This is a genomic window from Streptomyces sp. NPDC107498, assembly GCF_055582805.1.
Genome location: NZ_JBVJPE010000011.1, coordinates 113259 through 139732, shown reverse-complemented (window position 1 = coordinate 139732; position 26474 = coordinate 113259). Strand labels below are relative to the sequence as shown.

At 74.3% G+C, this 26474-nt stretch carries 25 protein-coding genes and 2 pseudogenes; 18 read left to right on the top strand and 9 right to left on the bottom strand.

Features of this window, described 5'->3' with window-relative positions; all coding sequences use genetic code 11:
- The first annotated feature begins 177 nt into the window (after positions 1-177).
- On the top strand, positions 178-429 hold the full coding sequence (locus ACZ66Z_RS20785; protein ID WP_469935949.1) for a hypervirulence associated TUDOR domain-containing protein: 252 nt from the start codon (positions 178-180) through the stop codon (positions 427-429).
- On the top strand, positions 426-773 hold the full coding sequence (locus ACZ66Z_RS20780) for a DUF3140 domain-containing protein (protein ID WP_469935947.1): 348 nt from the start codon (positions 426-428) through the stop codon (positions 771-773). The genes ACZ66Z_RS20785 and ACZ66Z_RS20780 overlap by 4 nt, the downstream gene beginning before the upstream one ends.
- Positions 774-786: 13 nt before the next feature.
- On the opposite strand, the gene ACZ66Z_RS20775 is transcribed toward ACZ66Z_RS20780, so the two are convergent.
- Positions 787-1494, bottom strand: a complete 708-nt coding sequence (locus tag ACZ66Z_RS20775; RefSeq protein WP_469935945.1) for a methyltransferase domain-containing protein — start codon at positions 1492-1494, stop codon at positions 787-789.
- A 206-nt stretch (positions 1495-1700) separates the two neighbouring features.
- On the opposite strand from ACZ66Z_RS20775, the gene ACZ66Z_RS20770 reads away from it, so the two are divergent.
- The 4 genes from ACZ66Z_RS20770 (at position 1701) to ACZ66Z_RS20755 (ending at position 6869) form a co-directional block, all read left to right on the top strand.
- Positions 1701-3011 (top strand): polyprenyl synthetase family protein, encoded by a 1311-nt coding sequence (locus ACZ66Z_RS20770; RefSeq protein ID WP_469935943.1) that lies wholly within the window; start codon positions 1701-1703, stop codon positions 3009-3011.
- Positions 3008-4498: a phytoene desaturase family protein gene (crtI, locus tag ACZ66Z_RS20765; protein WP_469935941.1), complete on the top strand. Its 1491-nt coding sequence runs from the start codon at positions 3008-3010 to the stop codon at positions 4496-4498. Before ACZ66Z_RS20770 ends, crtI begins: the two co-directional genes overlap by 4 nt.
- Positions 4495-5568 carry a phytoene/squalene synthase family protein gene (locus ACZ66Z_RS20760; protein WP_469935939.1) on the top strand — a complete coding sequence of 358 codons (1074 nt, stop codon included), beginning with the start codon at positions 4495-4497 and terminating at the stop codon, positions 5566-5568. Before crtI ends, ACZ66Z_RS20760 begins: the two co-directional genes overlap by 4 nt.
- Before the next feature lie 326 nt (positions 5569-5894).
- The gene (locus tag ACZ66Z_RS20755) at positions 5895-6869 is read left to right on the top strand and encodes a DUF5914 domain-containing protein (protein WP_469936246.1); all 975 of its coding nucleotides are present in this window, start codon (positions 5895-5897) and stop codon (positions 6867-6869) included.
- 215 nt (positions 6870-7084) lie between these two features.
- Here ACZ66Z_RS20755 and ACZ66Z_RS20750 read toward each other — a convergent pair whose 3' ends face one another.
- Positions 7085-8644: an FAD-dependent oxidoreductase gene (locus ACZ66Z_RS20750; protein ID WP_469935937.1), complete on the bottom strand. Its 1560-nt coding sequence runs from the start codon at positions 8642-8644 to the stop codon at positions 7085-7087.
- A 23-nt stretch (positions 8645-8667) separates the two neighbouring features.
- Positions 8668-9843 carry a lycopene cyclase family protein gene (locus ACZ66Z_RS20745; RefSeq protein WP_469935935.1) on the bottom strand — a complete coding sequence of 392 codons (1176 nt, stop codon included), beginning with the start codon at positions 9841-9843 and terminating at the stop codon, positions 8668-8670.
- A 234-nt stretch (positions 9844-10077) separates the two neighbouring features.
- On the opposite strand from ACZ66Z_RS20745, the gene ACZ66Z_RS20740 reads away from it, so the two are divergent.
- Positions 10078-10707 (top strand): SMI1/KNR4 family protein, encoded by a 630-nt coding sequence (locus ACZ66Z_RS20740; RefSeq protein WP_469935933.1) that lies wholly within the window; start codon positions 10078-10080, stop codon positions 10705-10707.
- A 62-nt stretch (positions 10708-10769) separates the two neighbouring features.
- Here ACZ66Z_RS20740 and ACZ66Z_RS20735 read toward each other — a convergent pair whose 3' ends face one another.
- A complete protein-coding gene (locus ACZ66Z_RS20735) occupies positions 10770-11150 on the bottom strand; it encodes a thiol-disulfide oxidoreductase DCC family protein (RefSeq protein WP_469935931.1) in 381 nt (126 codons plus the stop codon).
- 102 nt (positions 11151-11252) lie between these two features.
- Between ACZ66Z_RS20735 and ACZ66Z_RS20730 the strand changes: the two genes are divergently transcribed.
- Complete coding sequence (locus ACZ66Z_RS20730) at positions 11253-11597, top strand: hypothetical protein (RefSeq protein WP_469935929.1); 345 nt, start codon at positions 11253-11255, stop codon at positions 11595-11597.
- 270 nt (positions 11598-11867) lie between these two features.
- On the opposite strand, the gene ACZ66Z_RS20725 is transcribed toward ACZ66Z_RS20730, so the two are convergent.
- The 3 genes and pseudogenes from ACZ66Z_RS20725 to ACZ66Z_RS20715 form a co-directional block, all read right to left on the bottom strand.
- Positions 11868-13100, bottom strand: coding sequence for a mannosyltransferase family protein (locus tag ACZ66Z_RS20725; protein ID WP_469935927.1), 1233 nt, complete (start codon positions 13098-13100; stop codon positions 11868-11870).
- Positions 13101-13186: 86 nt separating this feature from the next.
- Positions 13187-13600: a hypothetical protein gene (locus ACZ66Z_RS20720; protein WP_469935925.1), complete on the bottom strand. Its 414-nt coding sequence runs from the start codon at positions 13598-13600 to the stop codon at positions 13187-13189.
- 142 nt (positions 13601-13742) lie between these two features.
- A pseudogene (locus ACZ66Z_RS20715) lies at positions 13743-14216 on the bottom strand (SigE family RNA polymerase sigma factor); the annotation flags it as partial.
- Positions 14217-14544: 328 nt separating this feature from the next.
- Between ACZ66Z_RS20715 and ACZ66Z_RS20710 the strand changes: the two are divergent.
- Positions 14545-14733, top strand: a pseudogene (locus tag ACZ66Z_RS20710) (dihydrofolate reductase family protein); the annotation flags it as partial.
- 386 nt (positions 14734-15119) lie between these two features.
- Positions 15120-16337, top strand: a complete 1218-nt coding sequence (locus ACZ66Z_RS20705; protein WP_469935923.1) for a phospholipase D-like domain-containing protein — start codon at positions 15120-15122, stop codon at positions 16335-16337.
- Between the two features lie 30 nt (positions 16338-16367).
- Here the strand turns inward: ACZ66Z_RS20705 and ACZ66Z_RS20700 are convergent, their stop codons facing one another.
- Positions 16368-17294, bottom strand: a complete 927-nt coding sequence (locus tag ACZ66Z_RS20700; protein WP_469935921.1) for a YihY/virulence factor BrkB family protein — start codon at positions 17292-17294, stop codon at positions 16368-16370.
- 189 nt (positions 17295-17483) lie between these two features.
- Here ACZ66Z_RS20700 and ACZ66Z_RS20695 point away from each other — a divergent pair, with 189 nt between their 5' ends.
- From ACZ66Z_RS20695 to ACZ66Z_RS20660, 8 genes are all read left to right on the top strand, one after another.
- Positions 17484-17720 carry a hypothetical protein gene (locus ACZ66Z_RS20695; protein ID WP_469935919.1) on the top strand — a complete coding sequence of 79 codons (237 nt, stop codon included), beginning with the start codon at positions 17484-17486 and terminating at the stop codon, positions 17718-17720.
- A 131-nt stretch (positions 17721-17851) separates the two neighbouring features.
- On the top strand, positions 17852-19798 hold the full coding sequence (locus tag ACZ66Z_RS20690) for a bifunctional phosphatase PAP2/diacylglycerol kinase family protein (RefSeq protein WP_469935917.1): 1947 nt from the start codon (positions 17852-17854) through the stop codon (positions 19796-19798).
- Complete coding sequence (locus ACZ66Z_RS20685) at positions 19764-20741, top strand: YihY/virulence factor BrkB family protein (RefSeq protein ID WP_469935915.1); 978 nt, start codon at positions 19764-19766, stop codon at positions 20739-20741. The genes ACZ66Z_RS20690 and ACZ66Z_RS20685 overlap by 35 nt, the downstream gene beginning before the upstream one ends.
- Positions 20742-20788: 47 nt before the next feature.
- The gene (locus ACZ66Z_RS20680) at positions 20789-21595 is read left to right on the top strand and encodes a phosphatase PAP2 family protein (RefSeq protein ID WP_469935913.1); all 807 of its coding nucleotides are present in this window, start codon (positions 20789-20791) and stop codon (positions 21593-21595) included.
- Between the two features lie 59 nt (positions 21596-21654).
- Entirely contained in the window at positions 21655-22695 is a 1041-nt protein-coding gene (locus ACZ66Z_RS20675) for a YihY/virulence factor BrkB family protein (RefSeq protein ID WP_469935911.1), read from the top strand.
- A gap of 154 nt (positions 22696-22849) precedes the next feature.
- On the top strand, positions 22850-23248 hold the full coding sequence (locus ACZ66Z_RS20670; RefSeq protein WP_469935909.1) for a DUF3618 domain-containing protein: 399 nt from the start codon (positions 22850-22852) through the stop codon (positions 23246-23248).
- Entirely contained in the window at positions 23245-23511 is a 267-nt protein-coding gene (locus tag ACZ66Z_RS20665) for a DUF4235 domain-containing protein (protein ID WP_469935907.1), read from the top strand. The genes ACZ66Z_RS20670 and ACZ66Z_RS20665 overlap by 4 nt, the downstream gene beginning before the upstream one ends.
- Before the next feature lie 179 nt (positions 23512-23690).
- Positions 23691-24194, top strand: coding sequence for a hypothetical protein (locus ACZ66Z_RS20660; protein WP_469935905.1), 504 nt, complete (start codon positions 23691-23693; stop codon positions 24192-24194).
- A gap of 144 nt (positions 24195-24338) precedes the next feature.
- Here ACZ66Z_RS20660 and ACZ66Z_RS20655 read toward each other — a convergent pair whose 3' ends face one another.
- Positions 24339-26414 carry a M4 family metallopeptidase gene (locus ACZ66Z_RS20655; protein ID WP_469935903.1) on the bottom strand — a complete coding sequence of 692 codons (2076 nt, stop codon included), beginning with the start codon at positions 26412-26414 and terminating at the stop codon, positions 24339-24341.
- Positions 26415-26474: the final 60 nt, after the last annotated feature.

Below are 26474 nucleotides of genomic sequence, written 5' to 3'. Positions count from 1 at the left end.
CTCTCCTTCCGCGGGGTCGGGCACCATCCTGTGCCCCCCGAGCCCCTTTCGCCGCTCGGCCGTCCTCCGGATGCACCGATGGGCGACGGGGACGGTGAGGGTGCGGGCCACGGAGTCCCCCCGCATGGTGGAGACCGGTCCCGTACGAAGGCCGTGCGGGCCGGAAAGGAGCGGACCATGGCGAAGGGGAAGAAGCCCTCGGGGGAGCGGGAGCCGTCCAGGGGCGACGAGGTCACGTGGCGCAGCCACGGCAGCGAGACCGAGGGCACGGTGGAGCGGAAGATCACCGAACGGACCCGCGCGGCCGGACGCACGGTCGACGCCTCGCCGGACGACCCCCAGTACGAGGTGCGCAGCGACAGGTCGGGGCGGACGGCCGTGCACAAGCCCGGCGCGCTGAAGAAGAAGCGCCGGGGAGGGCGTTCGTGACGGGCGGGGACGACCGGCGCGACACCTGGGAGACCTTTCGCGAACTGGTGAACATGCGGCCGTCGACCCTGGAGGAGTGGCTCGCCACCGACACCTCGAAGCAGGCGGGCGAGCACAGGGACGGCGGTGAGTCGACCGGGCACGCGTCGGGCCGCGCGATCGTCCGGATCCTGCGCAAGAAGAAGGACGAACTGACCGACGCGGACTACCGGCACATGGCGAAGGTGAACGGCTACATCCGCCGCCACGTGACCCAGCGGCCCGCCGGCGACGTCAGCGACACCCGGTGGCGCCACTCGCTCATGAACTGGGGGCACGACCCCCTGGCCGACGGCTCGGACTGAACGTCCCGCGCCCTCAGGCCCGGGTGGCCACGAAGGTGTGCGTGATGCCGGTCTGCCAGCCCGGCTGGGGCAGTACGCGGACACCGGTGAACCCGGCGCGGCGGAGCCGACGGGCGAACGCGTCGGCCGTGTCGAAGCCGAGCACGCTGCGCCACAGATGGCGGTAGAGCGCCCCGTCGCCGTGGCTCCGTCCCCAGGGCAGCACCACGGCGGCCATGACCGCCGACCACAGCGCGCGGTCGACGGCCCGACCGCTCAGGGCGTACTCGTGGACGGCGAGCCGTCCGCCGGGACGCAGCACGTCCCGGACCCGTCCCAGGACGGCGTCGGGATCCACGACGTTGCGGAAGAGGTAGGCGGCGAAGACCGCGTCGTACGGGCCGGTGACGCCCGCCCCGGCCATGCCCTCGACGGGAGCGTGGACGAACGTCACCCGGCCGGGCCAGGCCTTGCCCCGGGCCTCGGCCAGCATGCCGGCCGAGGCGTCGACCCCGGTGACGGAAGCGAGCGGCGCGGCGCGCAGGAGGGCGGCTGTCGAGGCACCGGTGCCGCAGCCGAGGTCGAGCACGGACCAGCCCGCGCCGAGGCCCGGCAGGGCGAGGCGGCGCGCCGAGCGGCGCAGGTGCCGGTGGTAGCCGGGGCTGGCGGAGGTCATGCGGTCGTAGGTGCCGGCCGCGCGGTCGAAGGCACCCGCGAGCTCGGTGTCTCTCAGCAGGGCCATGGCGGTGCCTCCGGGGAACGTGCGGGACCCCTCCAGTGTCACGGTCGGCGCACCGGCGGAGCCCGTACGGCACGCCGTTCGTGGCCGGGTGTGGTCCGCATGGCCCAAGGAACGGTGCATCCGCTCGCGGAAGCGGTACGGAAACACCGGTGAGCCAGTGAGACCAGTGAGCCACACAGGCCAGGCCGCCGCCCAGGGGAGTTGCGATGCGCGTGCTCGATCCGTCCGACGTCGACCAGAACGTGCCCGAGGCCGTGAGGGAGCGCCTCGGGGTAATGCTGGAGCGGCGCCTGGAGGAGGCCGAGGCCGCGGATCCGGTCTTCGCGGCCGACATCGCCGACCGCGTGGCGCGTTTCGCGCTGGACGGCGGCAGGCGGCTGCGCTCCGCGTTCCTGTGGTGGGCGATGCGCGGCTGCGGGGGAGGCGCCCGCGAGGCCCCTCGGGCCCTGGGGGCCGCCGCGGCGCTCGAACTGATCCAGACCTGCGCGCTGATCCACGACGACGTCATGGACGGTTCCGCGGTGCGGCGCGGACGCCCCACCGTGCACGTCGCCGTGGACGGGCAGTACGGGACCGCCGGGCGCGCGTCGCCGTGCGGCACGTTCGGCGGGGCGGCCGCGGTGCTCGCCGGGGACCTGGCCCTCGCCTGGGCCGACGACGCCTTCGCCGAGGCCCTTCGGGGAGCACCGGCGGAGGAACGGGCGGCAGCCGCGTGGCGGGTGATGCGCACGCAGATGGTGGCCGGTCAGTACCTCGACCTGCACGGCCAGGTCACGCGCGCCACGTCGGCGAACCGGGCGGTGCGCACCGCCGTGCTCAAGACGGCGCTGTACACGGTGGGGCATCCCCTGGCGCTGGGCGCGGTGCTCGCGGGCGCGCCCGAGCACACGGTGGGGCGACTGCGCGCGGCCGGATGGTCGGCCGGGCTGGCGTTCCAGCTCCACGACGACGTGCAGGGGGCCTTCGGAGACCCGGCGACGACCGGGAAGCCGACCGGCGAGGACATCCGCGAGGGCAGGGCGACCTATCTGCTGGCCGTCGCGCGGGAGCTGTGCCTGCGCGACGGGGACCACGTCGGACTGCGGCTCCTGGACGAGGCGGCGGGGGCTCCCGCCGCCGGGGCGGGGGACGCCGACGGCAGGGCTCCCGCGGCCCGGCCGGTGGACGTCGACCGCGTGCTGGAACTCCTCGAGACGTGCGGGGCGCGCGACCTGGTCACCCGGCGCGTCGAGGAGCTGTGCGCCCGCGGGGTCGAGGCGGTCGCCGACGCCGGCCTGTCACGGGAGGCGGCGGACCGGCTCGGCGACCTGCTGCGCGACGCCTGCGGACGGGGCCCCGCCTCCGGACGACCGGCCCGGCCCGGAGCCGTACGCGATGCCGCCGACACAGCCGACGCCATGGCCTCCGCCACCACCGACATCACGAGCCCCACCGTCATCGCCGCCACCGTGGACCCCGCCGTCATCGCCGCCACCGTCGACGGCGTCGACACCGTTCTGATCGGAGAAGCCCGTTGAAGACCCTGCCCGGTCCGACGGACCATGTCGTCGTCGTGGGAGCGGGCCTGGCCGGCCTGGCCGCCGCGCTGCACCTGTCGGGCGCGGGCCGCCGGGTGACCGTGGTGGAACGGGACGAAGGACCCGGCGGTCGGGCCGGACGCCTCCACCTCGGCGGCTACCGGATGGACACGGGCCCGACCGTCCTCACCATGCCGGACGTCCTCGACGAGGCCTTCCACGCCGTGGGCGACTCGCTGCGCGACCACGTCGACCTCGTCCCCCTGCACCCCGCGTACCGGGCGCTCTTCGCCGACGGCACCCGCCTCGACGTGCACACCGACGCCGAGGCCATGGAGGCCGGGATCGCCGCCTTCGCCGGTGCACGGGAGGCCCTGGGCTACCGCAGGCTGCGCCGATGGCTCGAAAAGCTCTACGCCGTGCAGATGCGGCGCTTCATCGACGCCAACTTCGACTCCCCCGTGCGGCTGCTCCATCCGGACCTGGCACGGCTCGCGGCGCTCGGCGGCTTCGGGCGCCTCGACCGGGCCGTCGGCCGCTTCCTGTCGGACGAGCGGCTGCGCCGCGTGTTCTCCTTCCAGGCCCTGTACGCCGGGGTCGCCCCGTCCCGTGCGCTGGCCGCCTACGCCGTGATCGCCTACATGGACACCGTCGCAGGCGTCTACTTCCCGCGCGGAGGCATGCACACCGTGCCGGTGGCCATGGCCGAGGCGGCGGCCCGGGCGGGTGTCGCGTTCCGGTTCGGAGAGCGGGTCGCCCGCCTCGAGCGCACCGGCCGGCGCGTCACCGCCGTGGTCACCGAGCACGACCGGATCCCCTGCGACGCGGTCGTCCTGACACCGGACCTGCCGGTCTCCTACCGGCTCCTGGGACGGGTCCCGAGGCGTCCCGTCCGGCTGCGGCACGCCCCGAGTGCGGTGGTCCTGCACGTCGGGACGGACCGGACCTGGCCCCAACTCGCCCACCACACGCTGTCGTTCGGGCACGCCTGGGACACCGTGTTCGGCGAGCTGATCGGTTCCGGACAGCTGATGAGCGACCCCTCGCTGCTGATCACCCGACCCACCGCGACCGACCCGTCGCTGGCGCCGCCCGGGCGTCATCTGCACTACGTCCTGGCACCCTGTCCCAACACGGAGACCGGCTTCGGGGCCACCCACTGGGGCGAACTCGGGCCGCGCTACCGGGACGAACTGGTGCGGGAGCTGGAGCGCCGGGGGCTGGCCGGCCTGGGGGAGTCCGTCGACGAGGAGAGCCTCGTCACGCCGGCGGACTGGACGGCGCTGGGGCACGCGGCCGGAACCCCCTTCTCCGTGGCCCACACCCTCGCGCAGACCGGCCCCTTCCGGCCGAGGAACCTCGTGGCCGGCACGGAGAACGCCGTCCTGGCCGGGTGCGGCACGACCCCGGGCGTCGGGGTGCCCACGGTGCTGATCTCCGGGAAGCTCGCCGCGGCCCGCGTGACCGGAAAGGGGCAGACCGGATGACGGCGCGTGAGCTGGACGCCGCGGGCATCACCGATCCGTCGCTGCGGGCGGCCTACGCCGCCTGCCGCCTGCTCAACGCCCGGCACGGCAAGACGTACTTCCTCGCCACCCGCCTGCTCCCGGTGGACCGCCGCGCCGCCGTGCACGCCCTCTACGGCTTCGCGCGGTACGCCGACGACATCGTCGACGACCTGGGCGCGGGAGCCTCCACCGACGAACGGCGCCGCGCCCTCGACGCACTGGAACGACAGTGGCTGCGGGCCGTCCGGGGCGGGGAGGCCGACGAACCGGTGGTGCGGGCGGCGGCCGACACGAGGGTCCGGTACGGCATCCCGGCCCGCCACTTCACCGACTTCCTCGCGTCGATGCGCAGCGACCTGTCGGTCGAGGAGTACCCCACCTACGCCGACCTGAGGTCCTACATGCACGGGTCGGCCGCCGTCATCGGGCTGCAGATGACCCCGGTGCTCGGCACGGTCGTCCCCCGTGCGGAGGCGGAGCCGTACGCCGCTGCGCTCGGGGTGGCCTTCCAACTGACGAACTTCCTCCGGGACGTGGGCGAGGACCTCGACCGGGGACGGATCTACCTGCCCCTGGACCTGCTGGCGGCCCACGGCGTGGACCGCCGGCTGCTGACGTGGAGCAGGCGCACCGGGCGCCGGGACGCACGGATCACCTCGGCGCTGCGCGCGGCCGCGGCCCTCACCCGGGACGCCTACCGCGAGGCCGAGCCGGGGATCGAGCGCCTGGACCCCGTGTCGGCGCCGTGCGTGCGCACGGCCTTCGTGCTGTACCGCGACATCCTGGGGGCGATCGAGAAGGACGGGTACGCGGTGGTGCACCGCAGGGCCGTGGTGGGCCGGCGGCGGAGGGCGGCCGTGGCGCTGCGCGGTCTGGCCGGCGCCCTCGCCGCGCGTACCGTCGCCCGCCCCGCGCCGACCCGGCCGGACTCCGGCCCGGGAGCGGAGGGCGGGAGCGAGAGCGGTGTCGGGAGGGCGCACGACGGGGCAGCCGTCGCGGCGGCGAGCGGGGGAGCGGTGACGGAGCGTCGGGGAGAGGACAGGCCGTGAGCGCGGAGAACGGGACGGACGGCGGACGGATCGGGCGAACGGACGGTGGACCGGCCGGGGGGACGGACACGGGAACTGACCGGCGGGGGGACACCGGATCCGAGCGGCGGACGGATGTGGGACCCGCCCGCCGGAAGGGCACTGGATCCGACCGCGGGACAGATACGGGATCCGACCGGCAGACGGACACGGGAACTGACCGACAGACGGACACGGGAACTGACCGGCAGACGGACACGGGAACTGACCGACGGACGGACACGGGGACCGACCGGCAGACGGACACGGGGACCGACCGACGGACGGAACGCCGGGCGCCGCTGCCGCTGCGGCTGCGCCGGAACGCCGTCGCCTGGGAGCGCCAGCGCCCCACGTGGCGGGACGCCAAACCCGCGCGGATCGCGGAGGCCCTCGACCGGGCTCGGGCACGTCCCTCGGGGAACTGGTTCGTCGTCGGCGCCGCCTCGGACCTGACGGCCCGTCGGCCGCTCGGCCGGACGGTCGCCGGCACCGAGATCGTGCTGTGGCGCGACGAGAACGGCGCACCCCACGCCGGGCCCGGGGCCTGCCCGCACCTCGGCGCTCCGCTCAAGGACAGCGCGGTGCGGTGCGGCCGGCTGATCTGCCACTGGCACGGCCTCGCCCTCGACGGAGCGCCCTTCGCCGGGTGGTCGCCGTGGCCGGTGCACGACGACGGGGTCCTGCTGTGGGTACGGCTCGACCGGGCCGGCGGTGAAGCGCCGACCGAACGCCCCGCCGTACCGACCCGGCCGCCCGGGGACGGGACGGTCGCCGCGGTGTACACCGGGGTCGGCCGGTGCGAACCGGAGGACGTCGTCGCGAACCGCCTCGATCCCTGGCACGGCGCCTGGCTGCACCCGTACTCGTTCGTGGACCTGACCGTGCTGGACGGTCCCGCAGGCGACGCCGAGACGGACGACGTCCTGTTGGTGGACGTGTCGTTCAAGGTGGCCGGCCGGGCGGTGGTCCCGGTGCGCGCGACGTTCGACGCACCGGACGCGCGCACGGTCGTCATGCGCATCGTGGCCGGCGAGGGAACCGGTTCGGTGGTGGAGACGCACGCGACGCCGCTGACGTCCCCCGGCGCCCGGCACCCGAGGACCGCCGTGGTGGAGGCGGTCGTGGCCGGATCGGACCGGCGCGGGTTCGCGCTGGCCCGCGCGCTGGCTCCGCTGCTGCGACCCGCGATGCGGGCCACGGCACGCCGGTTGTGGCGGGACGACCTCGCCTACGCCGAACGGCGCTTCACCCTGCGCAGGGACGGCCGTTTCCCCGGCTGAGCGGCCGCGCAGTCGAACGGCTCGGGGCCGAGTGGGCCGCGCGGGCCGAGTGGGTCGAGCGGCTCGACGGCCGGGTCGGCACGGTCGGCCGGGCGCCGGGGCGCGGCGGGCGGGCACCTCCTCCGTCGACGAGGAGGCACCCGCCCACCCGGCTCCGTCGTGCCGGTTCCGTCGTGCCGGCGTCGGGCGGTCGGCGTGCGCGGGGCGTCCGTCCGTCAGCGCTCGCCGAAACGGCGGGCCAGGACCCGCAGGGGCGCGGACCGGCCCCGGTCGGGCACGGTCCACAACGTCTGCCCGCGCAGGCCCCAGCGCCGCAGATGGGCGTTGGCCGCGAGGAAGCCGGTGGTCGCGGCCCGTTCCATGAGCGCCACCGGAAGGCCCGTGCGGACCAGGTCCCCGGCGACGGTGACGGTCGGATCGGGCGTCTCGACGGTGGGCCGGTCCGCGTCGCCGCCCACGGCGAAGAGCGGGCAGTCCTGTCGCCACTCGTCCCGCCGGTCGACGATGCGCGCCGCGGACGTCTCCGGATACACGCGGTGCAGTTGTTCGGTCAGGGCGCGGGCGAGGGTCTCCGGGGCCGCGGCCGGATCCGCGGCGTACGCGTGGAGTTCGAGAACGGCCCCACCGGTCTTCGCGGCCCAGCGCGCGGCCTCGCCCTCCCAGGCGTCGAGCACGCTGATGTTGTCCAGGGGCCCGTAGCCACTGGTGCCGAGGAAGCCGGGGCGGTGGGCGGCGACGGGCCGGTCGAGCCAGAGCCGGGAGACGAGGAAGGGCGGTGCGGTGCGGAGCCTGCCGACCCGGGCGCGCCACGTCTCGTCGCCCAAATGGGGAGAGGCGGCCGTGAGGGCCCGCAGCCCCGCGGTGTCCAGGGCCAGGACGACCGCGTCCGCGTGCTCGGTGGCCCCGGCGGCGCGGACCAGGTGGCCGCCGTGCGGAGCGGGTCGAAGGCCGGTCACGGCGGTGCCCGTACGGATGTCGACGCCGTGGCCTTCGAGATAGCGGCCGAGGGGGTCCCACAGCGCCTGCGGGTAGGGCTCGTCCGGCACGTCGAAGAGGAGCCCCTCCGACGAGCCGAGGAAGTAGACGTGGAACATGAGGGCGAGTTCGGCGGCGGACAGCTCGGCCGGGTCGGCGAAGAAGCTCCGGGAGAAGACCTCGAAGGCGAGGTGCCGGGCGGCCTCCGGGAAACGGATGCGGTCGAGCAGTTCGAGCGCGCTGACGCCGTCGTAACGCCGGTGGATCTCGGACGCGCGCACGTCGAGCAGGGGGAGCGCGGCGCGGGGGTTCATCCGGGCCAGGTCCCGCACACCGAAGCTGGGACTGAGGACGGTGAAGCCGACGGCGCTCCAGGGCGGTGTCCTCGGCACCCGGGCGAAACTGTCGTGCAGCCCCGAGGCGTGCCGCAACGGGTAGTCGGGCAGCGGGCGGAGCCGGTCGAGCCCGGGGTCGGTCCGCCGCAGGAGTCCCCGCAGGTTGTAGTACTGGCGGAAGAACGCGTGGAACCCGCGGCTCATGGTGACGGCGGAGCCGTCCGCGAGCTCGGTGGGCCAGCCGGCCAGACGGCCGCCGAGCGCCGTCTCCCGCTCGTAGAGGGTGACGCGGACGCCCCGCTCGGCCAGCGCCGTGGCGGCGGCGATCCCCGCGATGCCGCCGCCGACGACCGCGCACCGGGGCCGTGGGCCGTCGGCGACGGGCCGCCCCGGGTGGGCGGGAAGGACGACGGCCTTGCGGTCGCGGCCGCGACGGACGGACGGAGCGCGGTCGTGGGCGCTCATAGGGCTCTCCTCGGAGGTCTCGGTCAGGTTCGGCGGGCGAGCAGGGGCAGTTCGGCGACGGTGCGGAGCATGGCGAGCACGGGGGTGCGCAGGCCGATGGCGAACTCCTCGGCCGGGCGGGTCGTGCCGTCGAGGAACCGCAGCAGGCGGGCGGCGGGCACGTGGTCGAAGAGCCGGGTGAAGAAGGCGGGCCCGTCGATGCGACCGGCGTCGAGCCCACGCAGCAGAACGGCGTCCATGGCGAGGGCCCTGGCCGGGTGGGCGGGCGGCGGAACGGGCGTGCCGCCCGCGTGCACGGCGTCCGCCACCGCGCGGGACTGCCGCTGGATGGCGGCGAAGGCGTATCCGGTGGAGGGCCGTACGGCCCCGCCGGCCGCGCCGATGCGGAAGACGTGCCGACCGGGTCGGCGGTCGTGCCTGCCGTCGGTCATGGGAATGACCCCCTGCTCCGTGGCCGCCACCCGGTACGGCCCGATTCCCAGCACCCGCTCCGTGTAGTGGCGCAGCGCCTCGTCGTAGGCGGCCCGGGCGAGGGGCGTCCGGCTGAACTCGGTGTACTCCACGAGCGCTTCACGGCGGCTGAGGGGCAGGACGTACCCGAAGGAGAGCCCGTGCCGGGGCTGGGGCGTGCGGAAGTCCATCAGTTCGACGGTGTCGGGATCGAACACGGGGCGCTCGCAGCGGACGAACCAACCGCGGAAGTGCTGGAGGAGCGCCACCCGCGCGGGCGGCGGCGCGGCGGGAGGGCGTGAGTCGTACACCCAGCGGGCGTGCAGGACGCGTACGGCGCCGTCGGGGGTGCGGCAGACCAGCTCGGCGCCGTACGGCCGGTCGATGACGCGCTCGACGACGGCCTCGATCCTGCGCAGCCCGGCCAGGCGCGGCTCCAGCCCCCGCTCGAAGGCGGCGGAGCGCAGCATCTTGTAGCGCAGCCCGCCGAGATCCCGGGTTGGGCCGCTGCCGTCGGGGGCGCGGACGCGGAGGCGGCGCCAGCTCGCGGTGAGCAGCGGCTCGTAGTCGCCCGGTCCGGCCTCCCAGTAGCACCAGGTGCGTTCGGGGGGCCGGAGCGGGCCGGGGGGCGCGTCGACGAGGACGACGTCCGGGGCCCGGACACCGGGCGGCGGGTCGAGGAGCCGCCAGGCCAGCGAGAGGCCGGCGGCTCCCGCGCCGACGATGACGATGTCGCCGCTGTGGGTCATGGTCCCCGGCCCGCTCCGTTCTCGACGTCGGACGCCCCGACTGCTTGGGAGGCCCGGACGGCCCGCCCGCCCGGGGAGGACCGTCCGGACCAGGCTTCCCCCACCCCGCCCTCCGCGGATGCAGCCGCGCCGTGACGCCGCGCCGATTTCCCCGCCCGGCGCCGCCCACGCCGACCGCGTCCGAAGGCCAGGAACCCGATCCGCCTCGTCACGGGCGTGGGGCAGGATGGCGCCATGCCACAGCAGGTCTTGACCCCGTCGGACGCCTGGAGCCGGATCGACGCCTGGCCGGCGACCCACGCGACGTCCGATCTCGCCCTGCTCAACCCACCTGCGACACGGGACGACATCGAGCGGGCGGAGCGGCTTCTCGGCATCCCCCTGCCCGGTGATCTCGCCGAGTCCCTGCGGTGCCACGACGGGGTGGGCGCCTGGGCGACCTTCCTGCCGGAACGGTCACCGCTCACGGTGGGCGGCGTCGTGGACCACTGGCGGATCCGCATGGACGTCGCGGCGGAGAACGACGGCCTGACCCGTCGCCCGGGGGACGACGAGCCCTGGTGGCACCCCCTCTGGGTCCCCTGGGCCGAGAGCGCCGACGGCGGGGCACAGGTGATCGACCGACGTCCCGGCCCGGGCACGGGCCGCCTCGGCTGGGCAGGCCACGGCGGCGGCGACTTCACCGATTCCTGGCCCGATCTCGCGAGTCTTCTGCACGCCGTCGCGCATGCGCTCCACGAAGGCGGTGGCGTACGCGGGCTGCATCCCCACCTCACCACCCGGGGTCGGCTGGGGTGGGACGGAGACGGCTGCGAGGAACTCGACGGCCGACCGCTGAGGGCGGCACCCATCGGACTGCGCTGACCGTCAGCCCCGTCGACCCGCAGCGGAGGGCGGGCGGACGGCTCGAAGGCGTCCGGCCGGGGTCACCGGGGAGGGCGGGGCAGAGCGCAGGCCGGTGTTCCTCCCGGCAGCCGGTGGCGGTGGGCCGCGACGAGCCGGTAGACGCGCCGGGCGGCCCACCGCACGCCGGGCAGCAGGAGCACCGCCCCCAGCGGCGCCCAGACCCCGCCCGCGCTCAGGAGTGCCTTCGCGACGGCGCGGGCCCCTCCCTCCACCGCTCCGGCCGGTGTCACCCACAGCACCTCGTACTGGGCACGCTCCCGGGTGACGCCGAGGGCGTCGAGGTCCGCGAACTGCCACGGGACGATGTCGCAGCGGGGCCGTACACGTCGTTCGGCGAAACGCGCCGACGTCGTGCAGAAGCCGCAGTCTCCGTCGTAGACGAGCACAGGCCGAGAACGCATACCCCCCATCATGCTGCACCGCGGCGCCGGAGCGACCGCCCACCCCCCCCGGCACCGTCGGCCGAAGTCGCGTGCCGCCGCCCGTCTGCCAGGCTTGGACAGATGACGGCTGATGCGCGGAGGCCCGCCCGCACCCCCGACGGACGGTACGTGATCGTCGACGGCAGACGCTGGCGGGCCATGGACCCCGATCTGCCCCCGGACGTCGCCGCACGGCTGCGTTCCCACCTCATGGCCGCACGCCGCGCCGTGGCCGCGGCCCGGCGCGCCCGGGACGCGGAGGCCGAACGCGTCGCCCGGACCCGGGTGCACACGGCGAAGGTCGCCCTCGGGGAGCGCGGCACACCGTGGTGGGACCAGCAGGAGACGGAGCGCCGAGCCCGCTGGAGCGAGGGGCTGGCGGCCCTCGACGAGGGCACCGGCGCGGAGGACGCCGCCGGAGGATGAGCCGAACCCTCCGGCCGGCGTGCGGGGGTGCTCGAAGCGGTGACCGAGCGCTCGGAGCCCCCGCTCCGCAGAGCCTGCCGGGTTCCGGAGCGTTCGGGACCCGTGCGCTGGGAGGTGAAGGAGCCGACGCACCGCACCGCCATGCGGCTTCCCGCCCTGCACCCGGCCGTCTTCCACGGCCTTCGGGCGAGTTTCCACGCGGTCCCGGCGCCCGGGGCGGCGCGGTTCGCCAGGAGCGCGCGAACGGCCGTGCGCCCGTGGGGTGGTGGCTCAGCCCGCCCAGCGTCCGGAGAAGAAGGTGACGGCGAGAACGACGGAGAGGGGTCCCGAGACGCAGAGCCAGGCGACGAGCCACCGGGGCCTGTGCAGCGTCCAGCAGGCGATCCCGATCCACAGGGGCCACCACAGGAGGGTGGCGCGGGGAACGGACGTGTACCAGTACGAGGTGCCGAGGGCCCACAGGTTGAGCGCGACGTAGCAGGTCTCCGGCCAGCGCCGGGCGCGGGCCAGGAGGAACACCGTCACGAGGCCGACGGCCATGGCGACCAGCTCCGCCTGCCACACGAGGGCGTACGGCGTGGTGTAGCCGTGCCCGAACGCGGCGTCCCACGTGGTGCCCCAGGCCTCCCACGGCGGATGGAACGCGCGGTACCAGCCGCGTTCCTGGGCGTGCTTCCAGGCCATCCAGTCGCCGGTGCGCGCGTACAGGTAGCAGGAGTAGAGCAGCGGTGGGAGCACGGGCACGGCCAGCCACGGCAGGCGGCGCAGCGCGCCGTGAGCGCGGGCCGTCAGGGCGAAGTGGACGAGGAGCGCGGCGACGAGGAAGAGGCCGCTGACACGCACGGTGGCGGCACCGGCCGAGAGGAGCGCGGCGGACCGCCAGTCGTGGCGCCCGGCGGCGAGCCAGGCGGGGAGGGCGAGGGCGAGGAAGAGCGACTCGGTGTAGCCGACGGCGAGGAAGACGGCGCAGGGCGAGACGAGCAGCAGGAGGACGGCGCGCCGGGCATCGGCGGCGCGGGGCAGATGGAGGCGGGCTGTGCGGGCGAGCGCCAGGACGGCGACGGCACCGGCGACGAGCGAGACGAGGAGGCCCGCTGCGGTCCACTCCGGTACGACGAGGTGCACCGCCCGCAGGACGAGCGGGAAACCGGGGAAGAAGGCCTCCCGGTTGTCCCACTCCTCGGGCCGGGCGGCGGGATCGTCGGGGAAGTAACCGTCACGGGCGATGTGCAGGTAGTGGTTCCAGTCCCACTGCCCGACCACGTCCGCGAGCGGACCGGGGGAGTGGGCCTCGGGGTCGCGGGGGAAGAGCCACGCCGTGCAGTACGCGACGAGCGCGAGCGCGACGCGGGTGAGCAGGTACAGCGCCAGGACGTCGCGGTCGACCGCGTCGAGGCGCGGGAGACGGCGCCGGAGGGGCGGAGGCGCAGAGCCGCCGGAGGGGTCGTCCGGCGCAGCGGGACGTATGGAGGCGGAGGCGGAGGCGGGGTCGGTCAAGGTCATCGGGCGTCCGAGTTCTCGTTCAGGGCGTGGCGGAGCGCGGGGCGGCCGGTGGTGGGGTGGCGGTCCCGGGTGCGGAGGGCGGCGGTTCAGCGGGCGGAGCCGCCCGGCGGCGACGTCGTCACCGACGTGCTGGTGGCCGTTCCCGACGGCGGTACGGAAGAGGTACGGGTGCCGGCGGGCGGAGAGGTCCGGGTGCCGACGGGGGGCGCCTCGGACGTGGGCGGCAGGGTGGTGCGCGTACGCATCGGTGCGGGTCCGCTCATCGAGGGGGAGGTGGCGGGCATGACGGGCTGTGACGGGCCGGGCAGCAGGGTGGCGAGCGCGGCGCCCGCGCCGCCCACGACGAGGCAGGCGCTCGCGGCGAGCACGGCGAGGCGCCGCCGGTGCAGACGTCGGCCGCGCGCGCCGATCTCGGCGGCCGACGCGTAGCGCGCGCGGGCGCGGGCCGCTGCGGCGGCCTCCTCGAAGAGCGGCTTCAGCGGGTCGTGGAACTCATTCACCGGGTGCCTCCTCGCCGGTCTGACGGTCGGTACGGGGCCGGTCGGCGCGACCGCGCGCAGGGGGCCGGCCTGCGCGCGGGCCCCCGGGGCGGGGGCGTGGAGCGGGCGGGTCCGCATCCCGGTCCGTCTCCGCGCCGGGCGCGCGAGGGTCCTCGATGCGGTGGGCGAGGGCCGAGCGGCCCCGGGAGAGGTGGGTCTTGACCGTGCCGGTCGAGAGACCGGTCTCGGCGGCGACCTGGTCGACGCTCAGATCGCACAGGTAGTGGAGGGCGAGGGTGCGCCGCTGCTGCGGCGGGAGTCCGCGCAGCGCCTCGACGAGCACGAGGTGGTCCGGCTCCGGTCCTTCGACCACCGGGGGCGCCCCGCCACGCCGCCACGCCTCGGAGGTGCGCCGGCGAAACCGCCACCGGCTCACGGCGAGCCGCCAGGCGACGGTACGGATCCACGCCTCCGGCTGCCCGTCGCGGTCCAGCTGCCGCCGTCGGTTCCAGCCCTTGACGAAGGCTTCCTGCACGACGTCCTGCGCCTCGTGCAGGTCGCCGAGCATGACGTACAGCTGGCCCGTGAGCCGCGCCACCGCATGGGCGTAGAACTCTTCGAACTCGTCGACGGTCAACGAACACACTCCCGGATCTCCGACTACACCCCGCATACGCCTGCCGCAGGTCTCCCGGTTGACACGGGATCCCGCGAACCAAGGTGATCGTGATCACGCAACCGCGCGACGACGACACGCGTCCGCGCGGGGACGCGCGCTCGACCGTCAGGCGAGTGCCGCGGCCCGCGGGATTCGGCGCGCTCCGGCGGACCGCGCCGACCCGCCCGGAAGGAAACGGCGTGGCCCGGGGGGTCCCGCGCGCCGCGACGAGTCCTGCGGCGTCCGGCGGTCGTACCGTCGGAACCGGTACCGAGGAGGATCGCTGAGGCGCAAGGTGACCTGTTCGATGAGCGGCTCGCTCGACGGCTACGCCGTCGGGCCGAACGGCGGCTTCGACTGGGCGGTGCCCGAAGGGGAGGTCTTCCGCTTCTGGATCGACGAGATCCGGGAGGTCGGCGTCCACCTGCTGGGACGACGGCTGTACGAGACGATGACGTACTGGGAGACCGCCGACCGGGATCCCTCGCTCGACGACGCGGAGCGCGAAGGGGGTCTCCTGGTTCCAGTCGCGATCCGGCCCGTGACACGGCCCTCCACGCCGAGCCCGACATCCGGGCCCGGGCCCGGGCCCGGATCCGCAGAACCTCTGACGGACCGGCGTCCCCGGTCGTAGATCGCCCGCGGCCACGGCCCCTGACGGTGGACATCCGCGCGAGCGCGTACCGGAACGCCTTCACGGACGCCCGGAACGGACACCACGGGTGCGGCGGGAAGCAAGACTCGGCTCAGGACCGCACCGAAGCACGCGCCCCTCCGGGCGGGGCACGGCCCCTCCCGCGCGACCTCGGAATCCGGCTCCGGAACCCCGGACGCCGTCGGATATGGTCCTGATCGCCGATGAGCCGACCGAGGAGTACCGGTATGTCTGACAGAGAACCGCCGCTCGGCGGTGAAACGACCGCGATCGCCGACAGCGCCCTGGCGGACGAACGGATCCACCGCATACGCCGGCGCCTGGAGAGACTCATCGGCGTCGCGGCGACCGAGGGAAACTCCCTACGTCCCCTGCGCAACGGGGACGAGATCTTCGCCGCGATGCTGGACGCGATCGACGGCGCCCGTCACACCGTCGACATGATGACCTTCGTCTACTGGCGGGGCGACATCGCGCGGCGTTTCGCCGTGGCCCTGGCCGACCGGGCGCGTGCGGGCGTACGGGTGAGGCTGCTGCTGGACGGCTTCGGCAGCCGCCTGATAGAGCGGGACCTGCTGGACCGGATGAGCGGGGCCGGAGTCGAGATCGCCTGGTTCCGCAGGCCCCTCTACCTCTCGCCGCTCAAGCAGAACCACCGCTGCCACCGCAAGGTCCTCGTGGTCGACGAACAGACCGCTTTCACCGGAGGCGTCGGGATCGCCGAGGAGTGGTGCGGCGACGCGCGCAACCCCGACGAGTGGCGGGACACGCACGTCGAGGTCCAGGGCCCCGCCGTGGACGGCATCGCCGCCGCCTTCGCCCAGAACTGGGCCGAGTGCCACGAGGAACTCTTCGACGAACGCGACCGGTTCGTGAGCCACCGCCCGAGCGGGAACGCCATCGTGCAGGTGGTCCGCGGCTCGGCCAGCTTCGGCTGGCAGGACATGCAGACCCTGATGCGCGTGATCCTCGAATCGGCCGAGGAACGGGTCCGTCTGGCGACCGCCTACTTCGCCCCCGACGACTACTTCATCGACCTGCTCTGCGCCACGGCCCGCCGCGGCGTGGAGGTCGAGATCCTGCTGCCCGGCCCCTACACGGACAAACGGGTGTGCCAGCTGGCGGGACAGCACCGCTACGAGGCGCTGACCGCCTGCGGCGTGCGCATCCACCAGTACCAGCCGACCATGATGCACGCGAAGGTCATCACCATGGACGGCGTCGTGTCCCTCATCGGTTCCACGAACTTCAACCGCCGCTCCCTCGACCACGACGAGGAGGTCATGCTCGCCGTCATGGACGCCGAGTTCACCGCCGCCCTCGACGCGCACTACGACGAGGACCTGGAGGTCAGCGAACTGATCCACCCGGACCGCTGGAAGCGGCGCTCACTGCTGCAGCGCGCCCGGGAGACCGCGGTGCTCCCCATCCGCCGCTACCTGTAGGAGCCCGCCACCGCCCGGGGGAGTCCTCCGCTACCTGGAGGAGGAGGCGGCGGTCCCGGCGTCCGCCGGCGCCTCGCCGGTTCGTTCACCGGTCCCTGCGAGCACCGCGTTGAACTGCGCGCCGGCGAGCAGGGCCAGGTTGCTGAACCACAGCCACACCAGGAAGACGACGACCCCCGCCAGCGAACCGTAGAGGCGGCTGTAGGTCCCGAACTGCGTGTAGAGGGTGAAGAGCGCCGAAGCGCCGAGCCACAGCAACGCCGCCAGGACGCCGCCCGGGAACCCGCGCCGCGCGCCGCGGGCTTGGGCGGGCCCGGTCCGGTAGAGGATCAGGATCAGTGCCGTGACGATCACCAGGAGCACCGGCCACCGCAGGGCGGCCATGGCGCCCGTGCCCGAGTGGCCGAGGGCCGCCGCGAGCCGACGGGCCACGGGGCCGGTCGCGACGAGGCTCGCGGCGCCCGTGACGAGCAGGGCCAGCAGGACGCCCGCGGTGAGGACGAGGACGTGCGCCGCACGCAGCGGCGGCCGGGTGTCGGGCAGCCGGTGCATCGTGTGCAGGGCGCGACGGAAGACCGCCAGGTAGCTGGAGGCCGACCACAGTGCGCTCAGGACGCCGCTGACGAGCAGCGCCCACAGGGAGGAGGGCGCCGAGGTGAGGCCCTCCAGGGCCTCTCGGAGCACCTGGGCCGACTGGGGAGGGGCGTACGAGGTGAGGTCGCGGATCAGGCGCTCGCGGATGCCGGCCCCGGCCAGACCCACCAGGGAGACCGAGACGAGCAGGGCGGGCACGAGCGCCAGCACCGCGTAGTAGGTGAGGGCCGCCGCGTAATCGGCGATGTTGTCGTCCCAGAGGCGTACGGCGGTGTTCCGCAGGTTCGCGCGGGCGCGTCTCACCAACTCGGCGGCCCGGTTCTCCGGAGTGCTCCGGTGCGTGCGGAGAGTGTTCGAGGTCACGGTGCCCTCCTGCCCGGCGTCCCCGCTCTCACCCCCGCACTCTCCCCCTCCCTTCGACCGCCGTCGGCGGCGTTCGCCCCACCCGGCCGAGCCCACCCGGCCGACGCCGGGGCACCGGGGATGAATCAGGACCGCGGGGAGGGGCAGCCGACATGCAGAACCCCTGTGGAACCGAACGAGGAGAACCCGATGCAGAGCACCCCCGAGCCGGAGCTTCCCGACCCCGTCCCGGCGACGCGCGACGCCGTCACGCCGGACCTGCCCGCGCCGGGACCGGGCGCACCGGACATCCGCAGCGTCGGAGGCGAACGCCCCCGGACCGACGAGGCCGACGAGGACGGCGAGCGGCAGGACACCACCGAACAGGGCGGGGACCGCCCGGCCGCCGGCCCGGGCACTCCGGCCCCCCAGGAACAGACCGACTAGGACCCGACCGGCCGGACGGAGGGAGGACGGCCGCGACCGTGACCAGGGCTCCACGACGGCGTGGAGCCCTGGTCACGGTCGGAACGGCCCGCCGGGCGCATGACCCGCGCCCGGCAGGTAACACGGCCCCAATGACGAACTCACACGAGGCGGGAGGCGGGCCGGGCCGCCCGCTCCTGTTGCTGCCCGTGCAGACGGCCGTGATCGCCGTGCTGGGGCTGCTGGTGACCGGGCCCCTCGCGCACCGCTGGCCGCTGTCGGCGGAGGACGGCGTCAACCGTGTCCTCGCCGCCCACCGCACCTCTTTCGCCACCGCGCTCACCGACGGGGCGTCCCTGCTGGCCAGCACCGGGAGCGTGATCACCCTCACCTTCCTGTGCACGATCGCCCTGCTCCTGGTGCCCCACGCACCCCGGTGGCGGGAAGCGGCGTTCCTCGCCGTGGCGGTGGCAGCGCAGTCCACCGTCTTCCTGCTCGTCACCCTCGTCGTGAACCGCGAACGCCCCGACGTGCCCCACCTGGACCCGGCACCGCCGACGTCCAGCTTCCCCTCCGGCCACGTCGGGGCCTCCGTCGCCCTCTTCGGGGGACTGGCCGTCCTCGCGTCCCGGCGTCTGCACGGCGTTCGGCGACACCTCGCGGTGGGGCTGCTCCTCGTGATCCCGCTGCTGGTGGCGGTCTCCCGGGTGTACCGCGGCATGCACCACACCTCCGACGTGGTGGTGGGGCTGCTGAACGGCGCCTGCACCCTGGCCCTCGTGGCGGCCGCCCTGCTGCCGCGCCCCCGGGAGGAGGAGGCACCGCCCGCCCCGGCCCCGGCCGCCCACGGCGCGCGGCGGGCCGTGGTGGTGCGCCACCCGCGCGCGTGCGGCGACGGGACCGCCGCCCGGGTACGGGCCCTGCTGCGCGACCACGGTTACGCGGAGCAGCAGTGGACGGAGACGACGGCCGGGGACCCGTCCGGCGCCCTCGCCCCGTGCCTCGACGGGAAGGACACCGACCTGGTCGTCGTCTGCGGCGGGGACGGCACCGTCCGGGCCTGCGCGGACGTGGTGGCCGGGACCGGGGTCCCCCTGGCCGTCGTGCCCTGCGGCACCGGGAACCTCCTCGCCCGCAACCTGGGGCTGCCGACCGATCCCGTGGCCGCTCTGCGGGAGGCCGTCCGCGGACAGGCCGTCGGACTCGACGTGGGGCGGATACGGGGCGACGGGATCGCGCCGACCCGGTTCGCGGTCATGGCGGGCGCCGGGTTCGACGCCGCCATGGTCCGGGACGCCCCGGCACGGCTCAAGGAGCGCCTGGGCTGGGCCGCGTACGTGATCTCGGCCGTACGGCATCTGGGGGACGACCGGATGCGGCTGTCGATCCGGCTGGACGGGGGCGCCCCGTTGGAGCGGCGGGCCCGCATGGTCGTCATCGGCAACGTCGGAACCCTCCAGGGCGGGCTGCCGCTGCTGCCGGAGGCCCGGCCCGACAGCGGCAGACTGGAGGTCGTCCTGCTCGACCCGCGCGGGGTGACCGGCTGGCTCGCCGCCGCCGGGTACCTCGCCTCGCGCGTACCGGGCGGACGGCGGCAGCGCGCTTCCGGCACGGGGGAACGGCCCCTCGCGCACGGCGCACTGGAGTACTTCGGAGCGACTCGGATCGACCTCCGCTTCACCCGACCCCAGCCGCGCGAGCTCGACGGCGACGTCTTCCCCGCGGGCACCTGGCTGACCGCGGAGGTCGAGCCGGGAGCACTGAGGATGTGCCTGCCGGCCCCGACGCGGGCGGACGCCCCGGCACGGGCCGGCGTCCCGACACGGGCCGGCGTCCCGGCACAAGCGAGCCCCCCGGCAGGAGCAGACACCCCGGCAGGAGCAGACACCCCGGCAGGAGCAGACACCCCGGCAGGAGCAGACACCCCGGCGCGGGCGGACACCCCGGGCCGGACGGTCGCTCCGACACGGACGTACACCCCGGTCCGGGCAGGCACCCCGACACGGACGGGCACCCCGACGGGGTCGGACGTCCCGGCACCGGCCGAAGAGGAAGGAGGAGCCCATGGGCACCGCGACGCGCGTACCGCAGCGCAGTGAGGTCGAGGCCGTGGAGGCCGAACTGCGCCTGCGGGGGGACACCCTGTCGGGCGAGGAGGCATGGGCCGCGCTCCGCCACTACGGAGGCTGGGACCTCGTACGCGACTCCTTCGTGCGGTTCCGCTACGCCGACGGGTTCAGCCACTCCCGGGCCCTCGCCCTGCAGACCGTCCTGGCGATCCTTCCCCTGGGCATCGCCGTCATCGGACTGTCCGGAGTGCTGCACACCGAGGACATCGGACGGATCGCCGAACTGACGATCCGCCGGATCAGCGGCCCGAGCCAGGACGTCGTGGACGACGCCCTGCGGGAGAGCCGACGCCACGCCGGAGAGGGCGGCGCGGCGGCCCTCTGGCTCGGCCTGCTGTTCTCCATAGCGAACGTCACCACGGGCATGTGCCAGGTGGAGCGCGGCGCGAACCGCATCTACGGCGTGGAACGCGACCGGCCGTTCCTCCACAAGTACGCCCGCGGACTGGTGATGGCGGTGCTGGCCGGGATACCCCTCGGACTGAGCTTCTGCGTCACCGTCCTCGGATCCGACCTGAACCGGGCCCTGATCGAGGTCTACCACCTGGAGCCGGCCACGTCCCGCGCGTGGGACGTCCTGCGCTGGCCCGTGGGGATCCTGCTGGCGGTGATCGCCACCAGCGCCGTCTTCCGCCGCTCGCCCCGGCGCGCCCAACCGGGCTACACCTGGCTCGCCTTCGGGGCAACCGTCCATCTGCTGCTGTGGCTGGGCGCGACATGGGCCCTGAGCCTGTACGTCGGCTCCGAAGGCTCCTTCACCACCGTGTACGGACCGCTGAGCGCGTTCGTGGCGCTGCTGCTGTGGTCGTACCTCACCTCGCTCGCGCTGTTCCTGGGCCTTTCCTTCGCCGCCCAGCTGGAGGCCGTACGGGCGGGGGTGGCGACGCCGATCACCGAGGACCCCGGAGTCTGAACCGACCGACACCCCGACCTCCCCGACGGAAAGGAACCGTACCGACCATGACCGAGCGTTCCCCCCGGACCCTGCGGCACCGTCTCGGACGGCTCGCCACCGGCCACGGCGGGCCCGACACGCGGTTCGGCGCGCGGTTGGTGGCGGGCGCGGCCCTCACCGCCCTGGCGGCCGTCCCGTTCTCCCTCACCCTGGTGCTGGTGGAGTCGCACTGGGTTCCGCTGCACCGTCTCGACCAGGACGTGGCCGAGCGGCTGCACCGTTCCGCACTCGGCAGCCCGGCCTGGGTGCGGGTGCTCGACTTCCTCACGCACGTCGCGTGGGGGCCGCTGACCATGCGGCTCCTGGTGACCGGCGTCGTGGTGTGGCTCCTGCGACGGCGGGCGTTCCGCCTCGCCGCCTGGGCGGCCGTCACCGCGACGACCGGCGGACTCGTGGGGCTCCTGGTCAAGAACGTGGTGGAGCGCGCCCGGCCGCACCTGCCGGACCCCGTCGCCCACGCGCCCGGCTTCTCCTTCCCCTCCGGGCACGCCATGACGGCCACCACCTCCTGCGCCGTCCTGCTGCTGGTCCTGCTCCCCCTGGTCCCGCGCGCCTGGAGGCCGCTGCCGTGGGTCCTGGCGGTGGTGACGGTGCTCGGCGTGAGCTACACACGGGTCGCGCTCGGGGTGCACTGGGTGAGCGACGTGGTCGGGGGCTGGCTGCTGGGACTGGCGGTGGTGACCGCGACCACGCTCGCCTTCGAGGCGTGGCGCGGCGACATCGGCCGCTCCCGCACCACCCCCGCCGAGGGCCTGGAGCCCGAGATCGTGACGGACTCCCCGGAGCCGGTGAGCGGACCCGGCCCCCGATGACACGGGACCGGCCCACCGGACGGACGCATGGGAAGGGCGCGAGTGGAAAGCAGCCGGTCATGACACGTACGCCGAAACCAGAGCACGGTGACGACCGCGGGCCCACCACGAGCGGGCCCGCGGGCGTGGGTCCCGACGAGCAGGTCGAGGAGCGGGCCCCGGACCGGCTCTCGGAGATGCCGAAGCAGTCGTGGAAGGCGGTCCTGCGCGGCACGCTGAAGGAGTTCAAGGACGACGAGCTCACCGACCGGGCCGCCGCGCTGACGTACTACGGCGTGCTGGCCCTCTTCCCGGCCCTCCTGGTGCTCGTGTCGCTCCTCGGCGTCGCGGGCGAGTCGGCGACCCAGCAGGTCCTGGACAACCTCCAGAAGCTCACCCCCGGCTCGGCCCGCGACGTGATCGGCAACGCGGTCCGACAACTCCAGGGCAACGCGGGCGTCGGCTCGCTGCTGGCGGTCGTGGGTCTGGTCGTCGCGATCTGGTCGGCCTCCGGATACGTCGCGGCGTTCATCCGCACCTCGAACGCCGTCTACGACGTGCCCGAGGGCCGCCCGGTGTGGAAGGTCCTGCCGCTGCGACTGGCACTGACCGTCACCTTGATGGTCCTGGCCGTCGCCAGCGCCCTGATCGTCGTCTTCACCGGCGGCCTGGCCCGCCAGGCGGGTGCCGCCCTCGGCATCGGTGACAGCGCGCTGACGGTGTGGTCGATCGCGAAGTGGCCGGTCCTGGTCCTGCTCGTGACGATCATGATCGCGATCCTGTACTGGGCGGCTCCCAACGCGAAGGGCCGCGGCTTCAAGTGGGTCACCCCCGGAAGCGTCCTGGCACTGCTGATCTGGATGGTCGCCTCGGCCGGCTTCGCGTTCTACGTCGCGAACTTCGGCTCCTACAACAAGACGTACGGCACCCTCGCCGGCGTGATCATCTTCCTGATCTGGCTGTGGATCACCAACCTGGCCATCCTCCTCGGCCTCGAGTTCGACGCCGAGATGTCCCGCCAGCGGGCGGTCGCCGGCGGCCATCCGGAGGACGAGGAGCCGTACGTCGAACCGCGGGACACCCGGGCCTGGAGCGAGGAGGACCGCCGCCGCCTGGAGTGAGCAGCGCGCGGGACGCCCACGGGCGGGCGACACCTCGGCCGGGCGGGCGGCCACCACGGGCGAGGAGCGGACCGCCGAGGCCGGCCCCCCTGCCGGACCGGACCATCGACCGCATCAACACCGACACGACCGAGACCGAGGAGACGACACACCGATGAGCACTTCCGCCGAGGGCGGCGAGGAAGCCGCACCCACCCCCGAAGAACTGCGCGAGCGGGTCGAACGCACCCGGGACGAGCTCGGCATGACCGTGGAGGCACTGGCGGCCAAGGCCGACGTCAAGGCGCAGGCCGAGGAAAAGACGGCCGAGTACGAGGAAAAGGCGACCGAGCACAAGGAGCGGGCCGCCCAGAGGGCCGCCGCCGTCACCGACCGGATCCGGGAGAGGACCGCGCACTCCGCACGGTCGGTCAAGGCCAGGACCCCGAAGGCGGTCCGTGAGAAGGCCGGATCCGCCGCGACCACGGCCAAGGACAAACGCACCCCCCTGCTCGCCGCGGCCGCCGCGTCGGCCGTCCTCCTGCTCCTGCGTCGCAACCGGAGGCGACGGTGAAACCGTCCAAGATCGCCTACAAGCCGGTCGGCCTGGCACTCGGCGCCGCGAGCGGCGCCATCGCCGGCGCGGCCTTCAAGCAGACCTGGAAGGTGATCGGCCACGAAGACGACGCCCCGGACGCCACCGACGAGAACCGCACCTGGCGGGAGGTCCTCGTCTCCGCCGCCCTGCAAGGCGTGATCTTCGCGGTCGTCAAGGCGGCCGTCGACCGGGCGGGAGCCACCGGCGTCCGTCGCCTGACCGGGACCTGGCCCGGCTGAACCGTCCAGGGCGGCACCGGGCCCCGGCGAACGCGGCCACGGCCAGGAACCGGACCCCGCGGTCCGACGTGGAGCCGCGTCGACCGGCAGCGCCCCGACCCCGCCAGGAAACGGGCCGAACGGCAGCGTGCCGACGTCTCCGAACGGATATCGCCGACCGCCCCGGGCACACGGACCCCATGCACGGACAACACGCGCGCCCCACGAGCACCCTGTTCGGCCCGGCCCCCACGTCCGGGGCATCGACCCCCGTCCGAGGCGGTGCCAAGCACTCGCGCCGCGGCCGTGCCACCGGCCGCCTGCACCGCCGGATCCTCGCGTACCGGGCGATCGAATTCCTGTCGACCTACCTCCCGGACCACTCCGGACCGGGTGAGGAACGCCTGTTGCTCGTCCACGTCCGCCAGGTCGTCGGCCAGGTCCACTACCGGATCTGCACCGACTGCGCCCAGGGCGTCATCACCGCCCTCACCATCGACGAACGCTTCCTCGGCAGCGGGCTGGGGACCCGGGCGCTCTCCCACCTGCGTTCCCGCCATCCCGGTGTCGCGTGGCGCAGCACGCTGGGCGGGCGCACCACACGCGACCTCCTGCGCCGGATGCGCGTCCCCACGCTCACGCCCGACACGCGCTGCCCCCACACGGACCGCCCCCTGCCCGACCCGACCCCCACCGACGGCTGAGAACGGCCCCCCGGCGGGCACCGCTCCCGGGCAGACCCGTCGCGCGTCGAACCGGACGCGTCCGCCGCGGCGAAACGCACGGCGGGCCCGACCGGTTCTCACCGGCCGGGCCCACCGACGCACCCGCGAAGCCCGTGGGGAGGCTCAGCCGGTGGTGACCGCGGTGTCGTCGATCAGGAAGCCGGTGGCCAGGGACGCGTCCTCGGTACCGGTGAACTTGATCGTGACCGTCTTGCCCTTGAACGCCGACAGGTCGAGGGTCCGCTGGGCGTAGCCGCCCGGCGTGGCGTTGGAGTAGGTCGCCAGGGTGGTGGTGCCGGTGCCGGAGACGACCTGGGCCTTCAGCGTGTCGTACGCCGTGGTGCCCGACTCCTTGGTGTCGATCGCCAGGAAGAAGCTGAGCTTGGGCGCCGCGGCGGTGGCCGGGACGGTCACCGACTGGGACAGGGTGTCGGTGTGCGCGCTGCCGTATCCGTCCAGCCAGGCGTAGTACGAGCCGGAGTGCGCGGTGGCGCCGGTGTCGTTGGTGATCACGCCGGAGCTGGCGGTCCAGTTGACCGCACCGGACTCGAAGCCCGGGTTGGAGAGCAGGTTGGAGCCGCTCGGCGGCGGGGTGCTGCCGCCGCAGGTGGTGGAGGTCGGGACGACGGCCACGCCGCTCCACGCCTTCTCCACCGCGGCGCACTGGCTGCTGCTCGCGCCGTACAGGTCGATCGCGGCCTTGATGCTCGCGGTACGGGCCTCGGGGTAGGTGGTGCCCGAGGTCATGTACGTGGTGAGCGCGCGGTACCAGATCTTGCCCGCGGCGGCGTTGCCGACGCCGGTGACCGTACCGCCGTCACAGGTCGGGCTGTTGCCCCAGCTGGAGGAGCCGGAACCGACCGCCAGCAGGTAGAAGAAGTGGTTGCCCACTCCTGAGGAGTAGTGCGGGTCGAGGTTCTTGGTACCGGTGGTCCAGCAGCTCTGGGAGGCGCCGTCCTTCTTCGGGTCGTCCATGTACCGCAGCGGCGTGGAGCTGATCTTCTCGCCGATGAGGTAGTCGGGGGCGTCCGCCGGGCTGTTGGCGTTGAACTCCACCAGGGTGCCGAAGATGTCGCTGGTCGCCTCGTTCAGGCCGCCCGCGTCGCCGAAGTAGTTCAGGTTGGCGGTGGCGGAGGTGACGCCGTGGCTCATCTCGTGGCCCGCGACGTCCAACTCGGTGAACGGCTTGTCGCCGGGGGCGCCGTCGCCGTAGATCATGCTGAAGCTGGTGTCGTCCCAGCCGGCGTTGGCGTAGTTGTTGCCGTAGTGCACGAACGAGCGGGCGCCGACGCCGTCGTTCTTGATGCCGCTGCGGCCGTGCACGTTCTTGTAGTAGTCCCAGGTCGCCTGGATGCCGAAGTGGGCGTCGGCCGCGACGGTGGCGCGGTCGGTGAGCGTGCCGTTGCCCCACACGTTGTCGGTGTCGGTGAAGGCCTTGCCCCAGCCCGCCGGCGGGCTGTCGTTGGTGGCGGTCAGGTTCTGCGCGTCCCGGGTCTCCCCGTTGCCGCGGGTGGGGTCCTTGAGCTGGTAGCCGCCGGAGACCGCGGTGGTGGTCAGCGGGACGTCGCCCACCTGGTAGCCGTGACCGGTGCCGTCGACGGTGTGGAAGGTGTTCCACGTCTGTCCGACCTGGCCGGTCAGGGCGTCCACCAGCACGTTGAAGTGGCTCGGCGACTGGTCGGGGGCCGTGCCGTCGACGGTCACCTGCCACGCCAGCCGCGGGGTGCCGGAGAGCGCGTTCACCACCAGCTTGCTGGTCGTCCCGGCACGCTTGCCCCGGAACCTCTTCTGCGCCAGGGTCTCCGCGCGCCCGGCGCCGACCTTGGGGGTCACCGACAGGGAGAGGCTGGACCTGAGGGTCAGCGTGCTCTCGCGGAACGCTCCGCTGGGCGCGGAGTGCACGATGACGTCACCGCCCAGCACGGGCAGGCCGCGGTATTCACGCGTCATGTGCACGTGCCGGGCGCCGTCCTTGTCGACCAGCACCGAGGCGGACTCGAACGTGTCGTCCGAGCTCGCCCGAACCGCGGTGGGGTGGGCGGCGATCGAGGCGCGGGCGTCCTGGACGGCCTGGCTCCTGTCGGCCTTGGGCGGGTGGGGCCGAGCGGAGTCGGCAGCGGCGGCGGGGGATCCCGCGCCGGCTATCAGCAGGCCGCTGACGGCCAGCGAGATCGATGCGGCAAGAACACTTCTCTTCATGGGCCGGGATCGTGGCGGCTGTCGGAAACCCCGGTCAACGAGTGCCAACTCTGTTTAATT